Annotated in this window: 14 protein-coding genes; 13 read left to right on the top strand and 1 reads right to left on the bottom strand. The window is 67.7% G+C overall.

The window, feature by feature from the left end:
• The 3 genes from tal to WC729_RS19400 are packed head-to-tail and all read left to right on the top strand — an operon-like array spanning position 1 to position 2,956.
• Positions 1–1,128, top strand: coding sequence for a transaldolase (gene tal, locus WC729_RS19410; RefSeq protein ID WP_372855841.1), 1,128 nt, complete (start codon positions 1–3; stop codon positions 1,126–1,128).
• A gap of 23 nt (positions 1,129–1,151) precedes the next feature.
• Positions 1,152–2,135 (top strand): phosphogluconate dehydrogenase (NAD(+)-dependent, decarboxylating), encoded by a 984-nt coding sequence (gene gnd, locus WC729_RS19405; RefSeq protein WP_372855839.1) that lies wholly within the window; start codon positions 1,152–1,154, stop codon positions 2,133–2,135.
• Positions 2,135–2,956, top strand: coding sequence for a Cof-type HAD-IIB family hydrolase (locus WC729_RS19400; RefSeq protein ID WP_372855837.1), 822 nt, complete (start codon positions 2,135–2,137; stop codon positions 2,954–2,956). Before gnd ends, WC729_RS19400 begins: the two co-directional genes overlap by 1 nt.
• Here the strand turns inward: WC729_RS19400 and WC729_RS19395 are convergent.
• Positions 2,937–3,917, bottom strand: a complete 981-nt coding sequence (locus WC729_RS19395) for a bile acid:sodium symporter family protein (RefSeq protein ID WP_372855835.1) — start codon at positions 3,915–3,917, stop codon at positions 2,937–2,939. The two genes, WC729_RS19400 and WC729_RS19395, sit on opposite strands and share 20 nt — an antisense overlap.
• A 221-nt stretch (positions 3,918–4,138) precedes the next feature.
• On the opposite strand from WC729_RS19395, the gene WC729_RS19390 reads away from it, so the two are divergent.
• The 10 genes from WC729_RS19390 (at position 4,139) to uraH (ending at position 13,352) form a co-directional block, all read left to right on the top strand.
• Positions 4,139–4,291 (top strand): AtzG-like protein, encoded by a 153-nt coding sequence (locus tag WC729_RS19390; protein WP_372855833.1) that lies wholly within the window; start codon positions 4,139–4,141, stop codon positions 4,289–4,291.
• Positions 4,284–5,603 (top strand): AtzE family amidohydrolase, encoded by a 1,320-nt coding sequence (locus WC729_RS19385; protein WP_372855831.1) that lies wholly within the window; start codon positions 4,284–4,286, stop codon positions 5,601–5,603. The genes WC729_RS19390 and WC729_RS19385 overlap by 8 nt, the downstream gene beginning before the upstream one ends.
• Positions 5,604–5,699: 96 nt before the next feature.
• On the top strand, positions 5,700–7,049 hold the full coding sequence (locus tag WC729_RS19380) for an NCS2 family permease (RefSeq protein WP_372855829.1): 1,350 nt from the start codon (positions 5,700–5,702) through the stop codon (positions 7,047–7,049).
• Positions 7,050–7,073: 24 nt separating this feature from the next.
• On the top strand, positions 7,074–8,654 hold the full coding sequence (locus tag WC729_RS19375) for a gamma-glutamyltransferase family protein (protein WP_372855827.1): 1,581 nt from the start codon (positions 7,074–7,076) through the stop codon (positions 8,652–8,654).
• Positions 8,648–9,892 (top strand): allantoate amidohydrolase, encoded by a 1,245-nt coding sequence (locus tag WC729_RS19370; protein ID WP_372855825.1) that lies wholly within the window; start codon positions 8,648–8,650, stop codon positions 9,890–9,892. Before WC729_RS19375 ends, WC729_RS19370 begins: the two co-directional genes overlap by 7 nt.
• Before the next feature lie 37 nt (positions 9,893–9,929).
• Positions 9,930–11,108, top strand: coding sequence for an alanine--glyoxylate aminotransferase family protein (locus WC729_RS19365; RefSeq protein WP_372856632.1), 1,179 nt, complete (start codon positions 9,930–9,932; stop codon positions 11,106–11,108).
• A 171-nt stretch (positions 11,109–11,279) separates the two neighbouring features.
• Positions 11,280–12,167, top strand: coding sequence for an allantoinase PuuE (gene puuE / locus WC729_RS19360; protein WP_372855823.1), 888 nt, complete (start codon positions 11,280–11,282; stop codon positions 12,165–12,167).
• Entirely contained in the window at positions 12,164–12,544 is a 381-nt protein-coding gene (gene hpxZ / locus WC729_RS19355) for an oxalurate catabolism protein HpxZ (protein ID WP_372855821.1), read from the top strand. The genes puuE and hpxZ overlap by 4 nt, the downstream gene beginning before the upstream one ends.
• Positions 12,541–13,020 (top strand): 2-oxo-4-hydroxy-4-carboxy-5-ureidoimidazoline decarboxylase, encoded by a 480-nt coding sequence (gene uraD / locus WC729_RS19350; protein ID WP_372855819.1) that lies wholly within the window; start codon positions 12,541–12,543, stop codon positions 13,018–13,020. The genes hpxZ and uraD overlap by 4 nt, the downstream gene beginning before the upstream one ends.
• Positions 13,017–13,352 (top strand): hydroxyisourate hydrolase, encoded by a 336-nt coding sequence (uraH, locus tag WC729_RS19345; protein WP_372855817.1) that lies wholly within the window; start codon positions 13,017–13,019, stop codon positions 13,350–13,352. The genes uraD and uraH overlap by 4 nt, the downstream gene beginning before the upstream one ends.

Raw genomic sequence — 13,352 nt, 5'->3', positions numbered from 1 at the left:
ATGGGCCGTCTCAACGATCTCGCCGCACTGGGCCAGGCCGTCTGGCTCGACTTTGTCGACCGCAAGTTCCTCGCCGAAGGGGGCCTGCAGAAGCTGGTCGATGAGGATGGGCTGACCGGCGTCACCTCCAACCCGTCGATCTTCGAAAAGGCGATGGGCCATGGCACCGCCTATGACGAAGCCCTGGCTGAGTTCGACCAGACGCATCCCGGCGCGCCGGCGATGCAGCGTTACGAGCATCTCGCGATCCAGGACATCCAGGCTGCGGCCGACACGCTCCGCCCGGTCTATGACCGGCTCGACGGCAAGGACGGCTATGTCAGCCTCGAGGTCTCGCCCTATCTCGCCAACGACACCGACGGCACCATCGCCGAGGCGAAGAAGCTCTGGGCGGCGGTCGACCGGCCCGACCTGATGATCAAGATCCCGGGCACGCCCGCCGGGGTCCCCGCCATCGCCGCGACGATCGCAGCGGGGATCAACGTCAACGTCACGCTGCTCTTCTCGATCGAGGCGTACAAGGCCGTCGCGCTGGCCTATGTCGCCGGCCTCGAACAGCGCGTCGGAAAGGGTGAGGCGATCGACAGGATCGCCAGCGTCGCCAGCTTCTTCGTCAGCCGCATCGACACCAAGATCGACGACGCGATCGACGCCCGTGTTAAGGACGGCGATGCCGAGTCCGAGGCGCTGAAGGCCGTGCGCGGCAAGGTCGCCATCGCCAACGCCAAGCTCGCTTATGCCTGGTACGAGGCGTTCATCGCCTCGGACCGCTGGCAGGCGCTCGCCGCCAGGGGCGCGATGCCGCAGCGGCTGCTCTGGGCGTCGACCGGCACCAAGAACCCCGATTATCCCGACACGCTTTATCTCGACACCTTGATCGGCAAGGACACGGTCAACACCGTGCCGCCCAAGACGCTCGACGCCTTCCGCGACCATGGCACCGCCGCCGAGACGCTGACCCAGGATGTCGACGGCGCGCGCCACACGCTCGCCGAGGCGGATCGGCTCGGCCTGGATTTGACCGGGGTGACGGATACCCTGGTCGAGGAAGGCGTTGCGTCCTTCTCGTCAGCGTTCGACACCCTGCTCGGGGCGATCGCGGCGAAGCATCCCGAAACGGCCAACTGACCAACCCCATCCGGAGATTGCCAATGCGTATCGGACTGATCGGCCTTGGCCGGATGGGGGGCAACATCGCGCGGCGGCTGATGCGCGCCGGGCATGAGACGGTCGCCTATGACCGCTCGCCCGAGGCGATCGCCGAACTGGTCGCGGACGGCGCGGTCGGCGCCGACTCGCTCGAGGACATGCAGGCCAAGCTCGCCAGCCCGGCGATCTTCTGGGTGATGCTGCCCGCCGGTGCGCCGACCGAGGACACGATCGCGACGATCGCCGGCTTCGCCAAGCCGGGCGACATCGTCATCGACGGCGGCAACAGCTTCTACAAGGACGATATCCGCCGCGCGAAGGCGCTGGCTGAAAAAGGCATCCGCTATGTCGATGTCGGCACCTCGGGTGGCGTCTGGGGGCTGGAACGCGGCTATTGCATGATGGTCGGTGGCGACAAGGAAGCGGTCGATCTGCTTGATCCGATCCTCGCCGCGCTGGCCCCCGGCCTCGGCACCATCCCGCGCACGCCCAATCGTGGCGACAAGAGCGAGGATCCGCGCGCCGAGCAGGGTTATATCCATGCCGGCCCTCCTGGCTCGGGCCATTTCGTGAAGATGGTGCATAACGGCATCGAGTACGGCCTGATGCAGGCCTATGCCGAAGGCTTCGATATCCTGAAGGGCAAGGCGTCCGAAAAACTTCCCGAGGACGAGCGCTTCGATCTCAACCTCACCGACATCGCCGAGGTCTGGCGGCGCGGCAGCGTGATCTCCTCCTGGCTGCTCGACCTCTCCGCCTCGGCCTTGGCCGACGATCAGCAGCTCGACAAATTTTCCGGCAAGGTCGCCGATTCGGGCGAAGGCCATTGGACGATCGAAGCGGCGATGGAGGAAGCGGTGCCGGTCAATGTGCTCAGCGCCGCGCTGTTCGCGCGCTATCGCAGCCGGGTCGACCATACGTTCGGCGACAAGCTGCTCTCTGCGATGCGCTTCGGCTTCGGCGGCCATGTCGAGATGCCCCAATAGTGAGCAACGGACCGAGTGAGGCGATCCGGCTCGTCGTCTCCGATCTCGACGGCACGCTGGTCGACCGAAAGAAGCAGCTTACTCCCGGCACGATCGCTGCAGTGGGCCGCCTGCGCGACGCCGGGGTCGGCTTCACCATCATCAGCGCCCGGCCGCGATCGGGCATGATGCCGATCGCCGATGCCTTGGCGATCGACGATGTGATGGGCGCGTTCAACGGTGGCACCATCTTCCGGCGCGACGGCACCGTGATCGAGCAGCACCGCATCGATCCGGACGTCGTGCGCGGCGTGTTCGGCCTGGTGGGTGACGCCGCGGTCGACATCTGGGTGTTCGCCGACGACCTCTGGTACGCCAGCACCGCTCAGGGCCATCATGTCGATTCGGAGCGGGTGTCGTCCAATCAGGCGCCGGTGATCGTCGCCGACTTCACGGCGCTATACGACCGCGCCGACAAGGTGACGTTCGTCAGCGATGACCCCGCGCTGCTCGGCACGCTGACGGATCGCGCCGCAGCCGCTTTCGGTACGCGGGCGACGGTGGTGCAATCCCAGACCTATTATCTCGACGTCACCGCGCTCGCCGCCAACAAGGGCGACGGCGTCACGTTGCTCGCGGAGGCGCTGGGCGCATCGCTCGCGCAGACAGCGGTGATCGGGGATCAGGGCAATGACCTCGCCATGTTCGCCCGCGCCGGGCTGTCGATCGCGATGGGGCAGGGGCCGGAAGCAGTGCGGGCGAAGGCAAATTTCGTCACCGGCGCGAACGATGCGGACGGCGTCGCGCAGGCGATCGATTCAATCATCCTGCCGCGCTGCTAGGTACCGGATCGTCCGCATAACGCCGCGCGATCACCGCGCAGGCGATCAGCTGGAGCTGGTGGAACAGCATCAGCGGCAGGATGACGAGGCCGACCTGCGCCGGGGCGAACAGCACGCCCGCCATCGGCACGCCGGAGACAAGGCTCTTCTTCGATCCGCAAAACACCAGCACGATCGCATCCTCGCGGCTGAGGCCCATCAGCCTGCCCGCGCCCCAGGTGGCGAGCAGCACCAGCGCGAGCAGCACTGCGCAGACCGCGAGGATCACGCCGAGCTCCGCCGCCGACAGCCGGTGCCAGATCCCGTCGACCACCGCCGCGCCGAATGCGGTATAGACAACCAGCAGGATCGATCCGCGATCGACGATGGTCAGCATTTTCTTCTGGCGCGTCACGAAAGCCCCGATCCACGGCCGCAGCAGATGCCCGGCGACGAAGGGAAGCAGGAGCTGGACGACGATCGATTCGACCGAGGAGAGCGACACGCCCGCGCTGCCGCTCGAATGGATCAGCACCGCGGTCAGCGCCGGCGTCAGCACGATGCCGAGGATGTTGGAGATAGACGCGCTGCACACCGCCGCCGCGACATTGCCGCGTGCGATGGCGGTGAAGGCGATCGACGACTGTACGGTCGAGGGCAGCAGGGTCAGGAACAGCATGCCCATCGCGACCGGCGGCGTAAGGAAGGGCAGGGCAGCGACGCCCAGTCCCAGCACCGGGAACAGAATGTAGGTCGCGGCGAACACCGCGAGGTGAAGACGCCAGTTGCTCATCCCCGCCAGCACTGCCTCGCGCGACAGCTTCGCGCCGTGGAGGAAGAACAGCAGCACGATCGCGATATCCGCGATGGCGCCGAACAGCGGCACGCCGGCGCCGCGCGGCGGCAGGATCGAGGCGAGCACGACCGTGCCGATCAGCATCAGGATGAACGGCTCGAAGATGACGAGGAAACGCTTCAGCATTTCCGATCCTTCGCGCGATCGGCCTCGCGCCGCAACGGGTTTGCTCCTCCCGTCGAACTTGCATCGTCATGCCGGACGTGTTCCGGCATCCACCGTTCCGCACGACTTTCGGCCGATGGGGGCCCGGAACGGTGGACCCCGGAACAAGTCCGGGGTGACGCCAGGGCGGGGGTCCGCAAAGCCTGATATCGTCCGATGGCGATTGGCCGTAAGCTGGCCCGATGGACGATACTCCCCTTACCGACGCGGCAATCGTCGAGATGGCGCGCGCGATGCTCGATCTCGATATCCCATCCGAATGCCTGCCGGGCGTCCGGGCGAACCTCGATATATTGGCCGGGCATGCGAAGCTGATCGAGCAGCCCGATGACTGAGAGCGTCCTCGCCATCGCCGAAGCCGTGCGCAACGGCCGGCGATCGGCTGTATCGGTCGCGGAAGAGGCGATCGCGCGCATCCGCGAGCGCGACGGGGCCAGCGGTGCGGTAACAAGGCTGCTCGACGACCGGGCGCTGGCCGAGGCGCGGGCGATCGACGCGATCGTCGCGGCGGGAGGCGATCCCGGGTCGCTGGCAGGCGTGCCCTACGGTGTGAAAGACCTGTTCGACGTCGCCGGCCTTCCCACCACCGCGGGCGCGGCGATGCTGCGCGATGCGCCGCCTGCGATAGCCGATGCTGAAGCCATTACGCGGCTGCGGGCGGCAGGCGCGGTGCTGGTCGCGACGCTCAACATGGACGAGTTCGCGTATGGCTTCGCGACCGTCAACGCCGCCTTCGGCACCACATGCAACCCGCACGACACGGATCGCCTCGCCGGCGGATCATCGGGCGGATCGGCGGCGGCCGTGGCGAGCGGAATGCTGCCGCTGACCTTGGGGTCGGACACCAACGGATCGATCCGCGTGCCCGCCGCCTTGTGCGGGCTGTACGGGCTCAAGCCGGCGCATGGCAGTTTGCCGATGCGGGGCGTCTATCCGTTCGTCGACAGCTTCGACGATATCGGCCCCTTCGCCACCTCGATCGCCGACCTGAAACTGGTTTGGCAGGTCGTCGGTGGCGTCAGCGGCGCGGCCGGAACGCGTATCGGCCGCCTCGGCGGCTGGTTCGAACGCAACATGGCGCCCGAGCTGACAGCGGCGATCGATGCGCTGGACACGCATCTCGGCGGGCTGGAGCGCGTCGAATTCCCCGAGGTCGACCGCGCGCGTTCTGCGGCTTTCCTGATGACCGCGGCCGAGGGCGGGGCGCGACATCTGCCCGAACTGCGCCGTCGCCCGCTCGAATTTGATCCGGCGACCCGCGACCGGCTGATCGCCGGCGCGATGCTCCCCGCGCCGCACTATCTGGCGGCACAGGCCTTCCGCGAGACCTTCCGCGCCGCCGTATCTGCCCTGTTCGAGCGCCACGACGTGCTGATCGCCCCGTGCGTCGGCGAAGTCGCGCCGCGCATCGACGATCCCTTCATCACTATCGATGGCGCGCGCGTGCCCGCCCGCGCGCATCTCGGCCGGCTGACTCAACCGCTCAGCTTCATCGGCTTGCCCGTGATCGCGGTGCCGCTGCTCCGGCCGGGCCGATTGCCGCTCGGGCTCCAGCTCGTCGGCGTGCCGGGCCGCGAGGGCGCTTTGTTCGGGCTGGCGGAGCGGCTCGAGGCGGACGGCCTGACCGGGTTCAGCGCGCCCGCCTGAACCCTCTTCCGCTCGCGTAAAGTCGCGCTATGCTCGCTGATGATCCGGCACCGACCGGAAGGACGGGAGCGGATCTGGGCAGCCGGGGGACCGCCAATGTCGACGACCGAGGAAAAGCAGAGGACGGGTCGGTTAGCCGTCTGGTTCGAGCTCGCCGAACGCGGCACGACCGTGCGCACCGAGGTGCTGGCCGGCGCCACCACGTTCCTGACCATGGCCTATATCATCGTCGTCAACCCGGCGATCCTCGGCGCGGCGGGCATGCCGATCGCGGCGGTGGCAGCGGCGACCTGTTTCGCGGCGGGTGTCGCCAGCATCCTGATGGGCTGCTTCGCCAATGTGCCGCTCGCGCTGGCGCCGGGCATGGGCCTCAACGCCTATTTCAGCTTCACCGTGGTGCAGGGCATGGGCGTGCCCTGGCCGGTCGCGCTCGGCTGCGTGCTGATCTCGGGCGTGGTCTTCCTGTTGCTGACCGCCGCAGGCATCCGCCAGATGATCCTCGCCGCGATCCCGCCGCACCTGCTCGCGGCGGTTGCCGGGGGCATCGGCCTGTTCATCGGCTTTATCGGGCTGAAGAATGCCGGCATCGTCGTCAATAATCCGGCGACGAGCGTCGCCTTGGGCGATCTTCACGCCCCCAGCGCAGCGCTCGCCTTGATCGGGCTGGTGACGATCGCGGTGCTCAGCGTCTGGCGGGTGCGCGGCGCAGTGCTGATCGGCATCGTCGCGACCACCCTGATCGGCTGGGCGTTCAGCCTCGTCACCTTCACGCCCCAGCCCTATTCCTTCGAGGCGCTGACTGAGACGGCGTTCAAGCTCGATCTGGGCGGCGTGTTCGGTGCCGATGGCAGGCACGGGCTCGGCGTGATCGAGATTCTGTTCGTCTTCCTGTTCGTCGACCTGTTCGACAATATCGGCACGCTCGTCGCCGTGACCAAGCGCGCCGGCCTTGTCGCTCCGGACGGCAGCATCCCCCGGCTCAACCGCATGTTGTTCACGGACGCGATCGCGACGATAATCGGCGCTCTGGCCGGCACCAGCACCGTCACGTCCTATGTCGAGAGCGCGGCAGGCGTCGAGGCAGGCGGACGCACCGGCCTGACCGCGGTGGTCACTGGCCTGTTGTTCCTGGCGGCGATGTTCGTCGCGCCCTATGCGCAGCTCATTCCGGCCGCCGCGACTGCACCGGCGCTGATCCTGGTCGGCGCGCTGATGATGATGCCGCTAGCCGAAGTTGCGTGGGACGATCCGGAAGTCGCGATCCCCGCCTTCCTGACCGTCGCGCTGATCCCGCTGACCTTCTCGATCGCCAACGGGCTCGCCTTCGGCATCACCGCGCATGCCGTGCTGAAGCTGCTCCGCGGCAAGATCACGAAGACCGACTGGCTGTTGCTGGTACTCGCGGCGCTGTTCGTCCTGCGCTTCGCATGGCTGGCGGCGGGATGATTAGAGGTTCATGCTCTTATTGTGATGCGTAACGAAGTGAGAAGCCTGCGCGGCATGGTGACCGCGCCCCATCATCTGGCGGCGCAGGCCGGGCTCGGCGTGCTGCAGGATGGCGGCAATGCGGTCGAGGCGACGGTCGCGGTCGCGGCGTGCCTGGCCGTAGTCTATCCGCACATGACCGGGATCGGCGGCGACGGTTTCTGGCTGATCGCCGAGCCCGACGGCCGGACTCACGCGATCGACGCATGCGGCGGCGCAGCGGCAACCGCTGATCTCGCCCTCTATGAAGAGCATGAGACGATCCCCTGGCGCGGCCCGCTCGCTGCCAACACGGTGGCAGGCACGATCTCGGGCTGGGCGGCGGCGCTTGAATCGAGCGGGGGCACGCTGCCGCTCGCGCGGCTGCTGCGCGATGCGATCCATCATGCCGAATGCGGCGTCGCGGTGGCGCGCGGCGGGGCGGAGATCGCCGCGGCCAAAGGCGCCGAGTTGCGCGATCAGCCGGGCGCCTGGGCGACGACCTTCGAACCCGAAGGCCGGCCGCTGGTCGAAGGCGAGATATTGCGCCAACCCCAGCTTGCCGTGACCCTGACGGCGCTGGCCCGCGACGGGCTGCGCAGCTTCTATGAAGGCGCGCTGGCCCGATCGATCGCCGCCGATCTCGCCCAGTTCGGCAGCCCCGTCTCGGCGGCCGATCTCGCCGCGCACCGCGCCACCCGGCCGGCGCCGCTCAGCGTGCCGATCGAGGGCGCACGGCTGTTCAACACTGCGCCGCCGACTCAGGGCGCCGCCTCGCTCCTGATCCTCGCGCTGTTCGACCGGGTCCATGCCGCCGAGGCCGAGGGCTTCGATTATGTCCATGGCCTGGTCGAGGCGACAAAGCAGGCTTTCCTGTTCCGCGACCGGCATGTCGGTGATCCCGCCTATATGAGCTTCGACCCTCAAACGTTGCTCGACGATCCGCGCGAGCTCGACGAGATGGCCATGCGCATCGATCTCAATCGCGCTTTACCCTGGCCGCAGCCGGCCTCGGCGGGCGACACCTGCTGGTTCGGCGCGGCGGATGCCGAGGGGCGCGTCGTCAGCGCGATCCAGAGCACCTATTTCGAGTTCGGATCGGGCCTGGTCCTGCCCGAAACTGGCATCACTTGGCAGAACCGGGGCAGCAGCTTCCGCCTGAGCGAGGATGGCTGGAACGCACTGCGGCCGGGCCGCAAGCCGTTCCACACGCTCAATCCCGCGTTGGCCCGTTTCGACGACGGTCGCGTCATGGCCTACGGCACGATGGGCGGCGAGGGGCAACCTCAGACCCAGGCGGCGATCTTCACCCGCTATGCCCGCTACGGCATCGGCCTGCAGGAAGCGATCAGCCGCCCGCGCTGGCTGCTCGGGCGAACCTGGGGTGACGACAGCACCACGCTCAAGATCGAGGATCGTTTCCCGCTCGATCTGTACGAGGATCTCGATACGGCAGGGCATCAGATCGAGCTGATGCCCGCCTTCACCACGACCATGGGCCATGCCGGTGCGATCGTGCGCCATGCCGATGGCATGCTGGAGGGTGCGACCGATCCGCGCAGCGATGGCCAGGTGGCGGCGTGGTGAGCAGCGGACAGCGCGCGGTCTCGCGCTGCGATACGCTGGGCGCCGCGCCGTACAGCGATATGGAGGATGGGCTGTTCCGCGCCTGGCTGACGCCGGCCTTCGCCGCGGCGCAGGAAGCGGTTGCCGGATGGATGGCGGAGGCGGGCATGGCGGTGCGCATCGATGCGGCGACCAACCTCATCGGCCGCTATGAAGGCGCGACGCCAGACGCGCCTGCACTGCTGATCGGCAGCCATCTCGACAGCGTACGCGATGCCGGCCGCTATGACGGGCCGCTCGGCGTAATGCTCGGCATCGAATGCGTCGCCGCGCTGAACGCGGCGGGCCGGCGCCTGCCCTTCGCGATCGAAGTGATCGGGTTCGGCGACGAGGAAGGCTCGCGCTTTCCCTCGCCGATGCTCGCCAGCCGGGCGGTGGCGGGCAGCTTCGATCCGGCGAGCCTGTCAGCCATCGGGCTAGACGGGGTAACGATCGAACAGGCCCTGATCGCAGGCCGCCACCCGCCCGACGGCTTCGCGGGGGCCGCTCGCTCGCCCGGCTCCGTCATCGCCTATCTCGAGGCGCATATCGAACAGGGGCCCGCGCTCGAGGCGGACGGCCTCGCAGTGGGCGTGGTCACCGGCATCGCATCACAATTGCGCTACAGCGTCGTGGTCGAGGGCACGGCAGGTCACGCTGGCACCACTTCCATGACGCTGCGCCGCGACGCGCTAACGGCGGCGGCCGAAATGATCCTCGCGGTAGAACGGCTCGCGGGCGGTGGCACCCCCGATCTCGTCGCGACGGTCGGCCGGCTCGAGGCCAGGCCCGGCGCGGTCAACGTGATTCCCGGCCGTGTCGCGTTCTCGATCGACATCCGCGCGCTCGATCCGGCCGCGCGCGATGCCGTCGCGGACGCGATCCTTGCCGAGATCGAGGCGATCGGCACCTGGCGCAAGGTCAGCGTCTCTGCCGAGCGGATCCATGATTTGCCCGCCAGCCCCTGCGACCCAAGGCTGATGGACCTGCTGTCCGACGCGATGGCGGCAGAAGGCCAGCCCGAACGCCGCCTCGCCAGCGGCGCGGGGCATGATGCGATGGTGATGGCGTCGCTCTGCCCGACCGCTATGCTGTTCGTCCGTTGCGCGGGCGGCATCAGCCACAACCCCGCCGAAAGCGTGGACCCGGCTGACGCGGAGGTCGCGCGGCGGGTGATGCTCGGCTTCATCGACCGGCTTGGAGATAGCTTTGACGCCTGACCTTTTCGGAGAGATCGATCCGCCCCAGCGGCTGCTGATGGGCCCTGGCCCGGTCAACGCGCATCCCCGTGTGCTGCGCGCGATGTCGGCTGATCTGCTCGGCCAGTTCGACCCCGAGATGACGGCCTATATGAACCAGGTCATGGCGCTCTATCGCCCGATCTTCGGGACGCAGAATCATTGGACTTTCCTCGTCGACGGCACTGCGCGCGCCGCGATCGAGGCGGCTTTGGTCAGCCTGATCGCGCCGGGCGACACCGTGCTGATCGTCAATTTCGGCCGCTTCGGGTTGTTGCTGCGCGAGATCGTCGAGCGGATCGGCGGCAGGATCGAGACGGTCGACGCGCCCTGGGGTGAGGTGGTGCCGATGGATGCCATCGCCGACGCGATCGAGCGGGCCGGGCCGAAGGTGGTCGCTGCGGTACATGGCGACACCTCCACAACGATGGCGCAGCCGCTAGCGGGCCTCGGCGCTTTGTGCCGCGCAGCGGGCGCTCTCTCCTATGTCGATGCGACCGCGACGATCGGCGGCATGGCGATCGAGGCCGATGACTGGGGCGTCGATGTCGTCACCGGCGGGTTGCAGAAATGCCTGGGCGGCCCCTCGGGATCGGCCCCGATCACCATCTCCGATCGCGCGGCGGACCATATCGCGTCGCGCCGCCATGTCGAAAAGGGCATCGTCCGGGACGATATCGCCAATGGCTCGGGCGCGCGGATCGGCTCCAATTATTTCGATCTCGCCATGGTGATGGACTATTGGAGCGAGAAGCGCCTCAATCATCATACCGAGGCGACGACCATGCTCTACGGCGCCCGTGAATGCGCGCGCGTGGTGCTGGGCGAGGGACTCGACGCGCGGTTCGCGCGGCATCGCCTGGCCGGGGCGTCGGTAGTGGCCGGCGCGAGGGCGATGGGGCTGACGGTGTTCGGCGACGACGCGTATCGCATGACCAATGTGACCGGCATCTTTGTGCCTGAAGGCGTGGACGGCGAAGCGGTCCGCCGCCGCATGCGCGAGGATTTCGAGATCGAGATCGGCGCCGCGTTCGGGCCGCTCCAGGGGAAGATCTGGCGGATCGGCGCGATGGGCTACAATGCGATGAAGCATAAGGTGGCGCTGACGCTTGGGGCGCTGGAAGCGGTGTTGCGGGCAGAAGGATTTGCGACGCCGCCAGGCGCTGGAGTCGATGCCGCGCTGGAGGCCTGGCGGTGAGGGGTTCCATCAAACTCCCTCTCCCAGCGGGAGAGGGAAGGGGCCCATGCCGAAGGCATGGGAAGGGTGAGGGCGAATGATAGCGCTCATCGCAATGATCACCCTCACCCTTCCGCCGCTTCGCGGCTCCCTCCCTCTCCCGCTGGGAGAGGGAATTAAGGGTTCCTTCGCATGACCACCCCCCGCGACCTCGTCGGCTACGGCCAGACCCCACCCAACCCACGCTGGCCGAACAATGCGCGCGTCGCCGTCCAGATCGTCCTCAACTATGAGGAAGGCGGGGAGAACAGCGTCCTCAACGGCGACAAAGGTTCCGAGGCGTTCCTATCCGAAATGGTCGGCGCCCAGAGCCATCCGGGGCGCGCGATGGCGATGGAAAGCCTCTACGAATATGGGTCGAGAGCCGGCTTCTGGCGCCTCCACCGGTTGTTCACCGAGCGCCAGATCCCGATCACGGCGTTCGGCGTCGCCTCGGCGATGGAGATGAACCCCGCCGCGGTCGAGGCGATGATGGGAGCCGAGTGGGAGATCGCCAGCCACGGGCTCAGATGGATCGACTATCAATCCATCCCCGAAGGGATCGAACGCGAGCACATCGCCAGGGCGATCGATCTCCACACCCGCCTCACCGGCACGCGCCCGCTCGGCTGGTACCAGGGCCGCACCTCGCCCAACACCGCGCGGCTGATCGTGGAGGAGGGCGGCTTCCTCTACGATGCCGACAGCTATGCCGACGACCTGCCCTATTACGATCGCCGGCACGCCAAGCCTCAGCTGATCGTCCCTTATTCGCTCGACGCCAACGACATGAAGATGGTCGCGCTCAACGGCTTCACTGAGGGCGTTCAGTTCTTCCGCTACCTCGTCGACACCTATGAACAACTCCGCGCGGAAGGCGGGCGGATGATGTCGGTCGGCCTGCACGGGCGCATCGCCGGCCGGCCAGGTCGCGCCATCGCGGTCGCGCAGTTCCTCGATCATGTGCTGGAGAGCGGCGACGCCTGGATCGCGCGCCGCATCGACATCGCCCGGCATTGGCTCGAGCTGTACCCGGCATGACCATCGACGATCCCCGCATCCTGGCCGAAGTGGCCGCCGCGTTCCACGAGTATGAGCGCGCGCTGATGGCGGACGATATTCCCGCGATGGACCGGCTCTTCGCCGATGCGCCGACCACGATCCGCTACGGCGTCGGTGAGGTGCTCTACGGCGCGGACGAGATTCGCGACTTCCGCAAAGGGCGCGGCGGCTCGCCCCAGCGCCGCCTCGGCCGCGTCGCGATCACGACCTATGGCGACAGCTTCGCTACCGCCAATGCCGAATTCTTCCGCGACGGCAGCGACAGGCGGGGCCGCCAGAGCCAGGCCTGGGTGAAGTTCTCGGATGGCTGGAAGATCGTCTCGGCGCATGTCTCGATCGAAGGCACCACCTCATGATCGACGAGACCGACCCCGACGCCTTCATCCGCCGCTATGGCGCCCTGTTCGAGCACAGCCCCTGGGTGGTCATGCGCGCCGCCGCCCGTCTGCCGCTCGGCGATGTCCATGCCGGGCTGATGGCAGTGGTGCATGAGGCGACGCCCGAGGAGCAGTTCAAGCTGATCCGCGCCCATCCCGAGCTTGCCGGCAAGGCAGCGATCGACCGGACGCTCACCGCGGAATCCGCCGCCGAACAGGCCTCGGCCGGTCTCGACCGGCTGACACAAGAGGAGTTCGATCGCTTCCACGCTCTCAACCAGGCCTATGGCGAGCGCTTCGGTTTCCCCTTCATCCTCTGCGTGCGGCTGACCGACAAGGCCGGCATCCTCGCCGCGATGGAGGAACGGCTGGACAATGACCGCGACACCGAGATCGCCACCGCCATCGCCGAGATCGGCCAGATCGTGCGCCTCCGGCTCAAGGACATGGCATGAACAGTCTTTCCACCCATGTGCTCGACACCATGCACGGCCGGCCCGCCGCCGGGCTGGGCCTGGCGCTGACCGGGCCGCACGGCGAGATCGCGCGCGGCACGACCAATGCCGATGGCCGCTGCCCGGAACTGATGCGCGACGATCTCAAGCCCGGCCGCTACGCGATCCGCTTTTCGGTGGCCGAGTATTTCCGAAGCCTCGGCGTCGTTCTGCCCGATCCGCCCTTCCTCGATGAAGTGGTGGTCGATTTCGGCATCGCGGCGGATGGCGGGCATTATCATGTGCCGCTGCTCGTCTCGCCTTATGGCTATTCCACCTATCGGGGCAGTTGA

Origin of the sequence: Sphingomonas sp., assembly GCF_041661825.1 — a bacterium.
Classification (GTDB): Bacteria; Pseudomonadota; Alphaproteobacteria; order Sphingomonadales; family Sphingomonadaceae; genus Sphingomonas.
The sequence above is the reverse complement of the archived record's forward strand: the minus strand, read 5'-3'. Positions and strand labels throughout refer to the sequence as shown.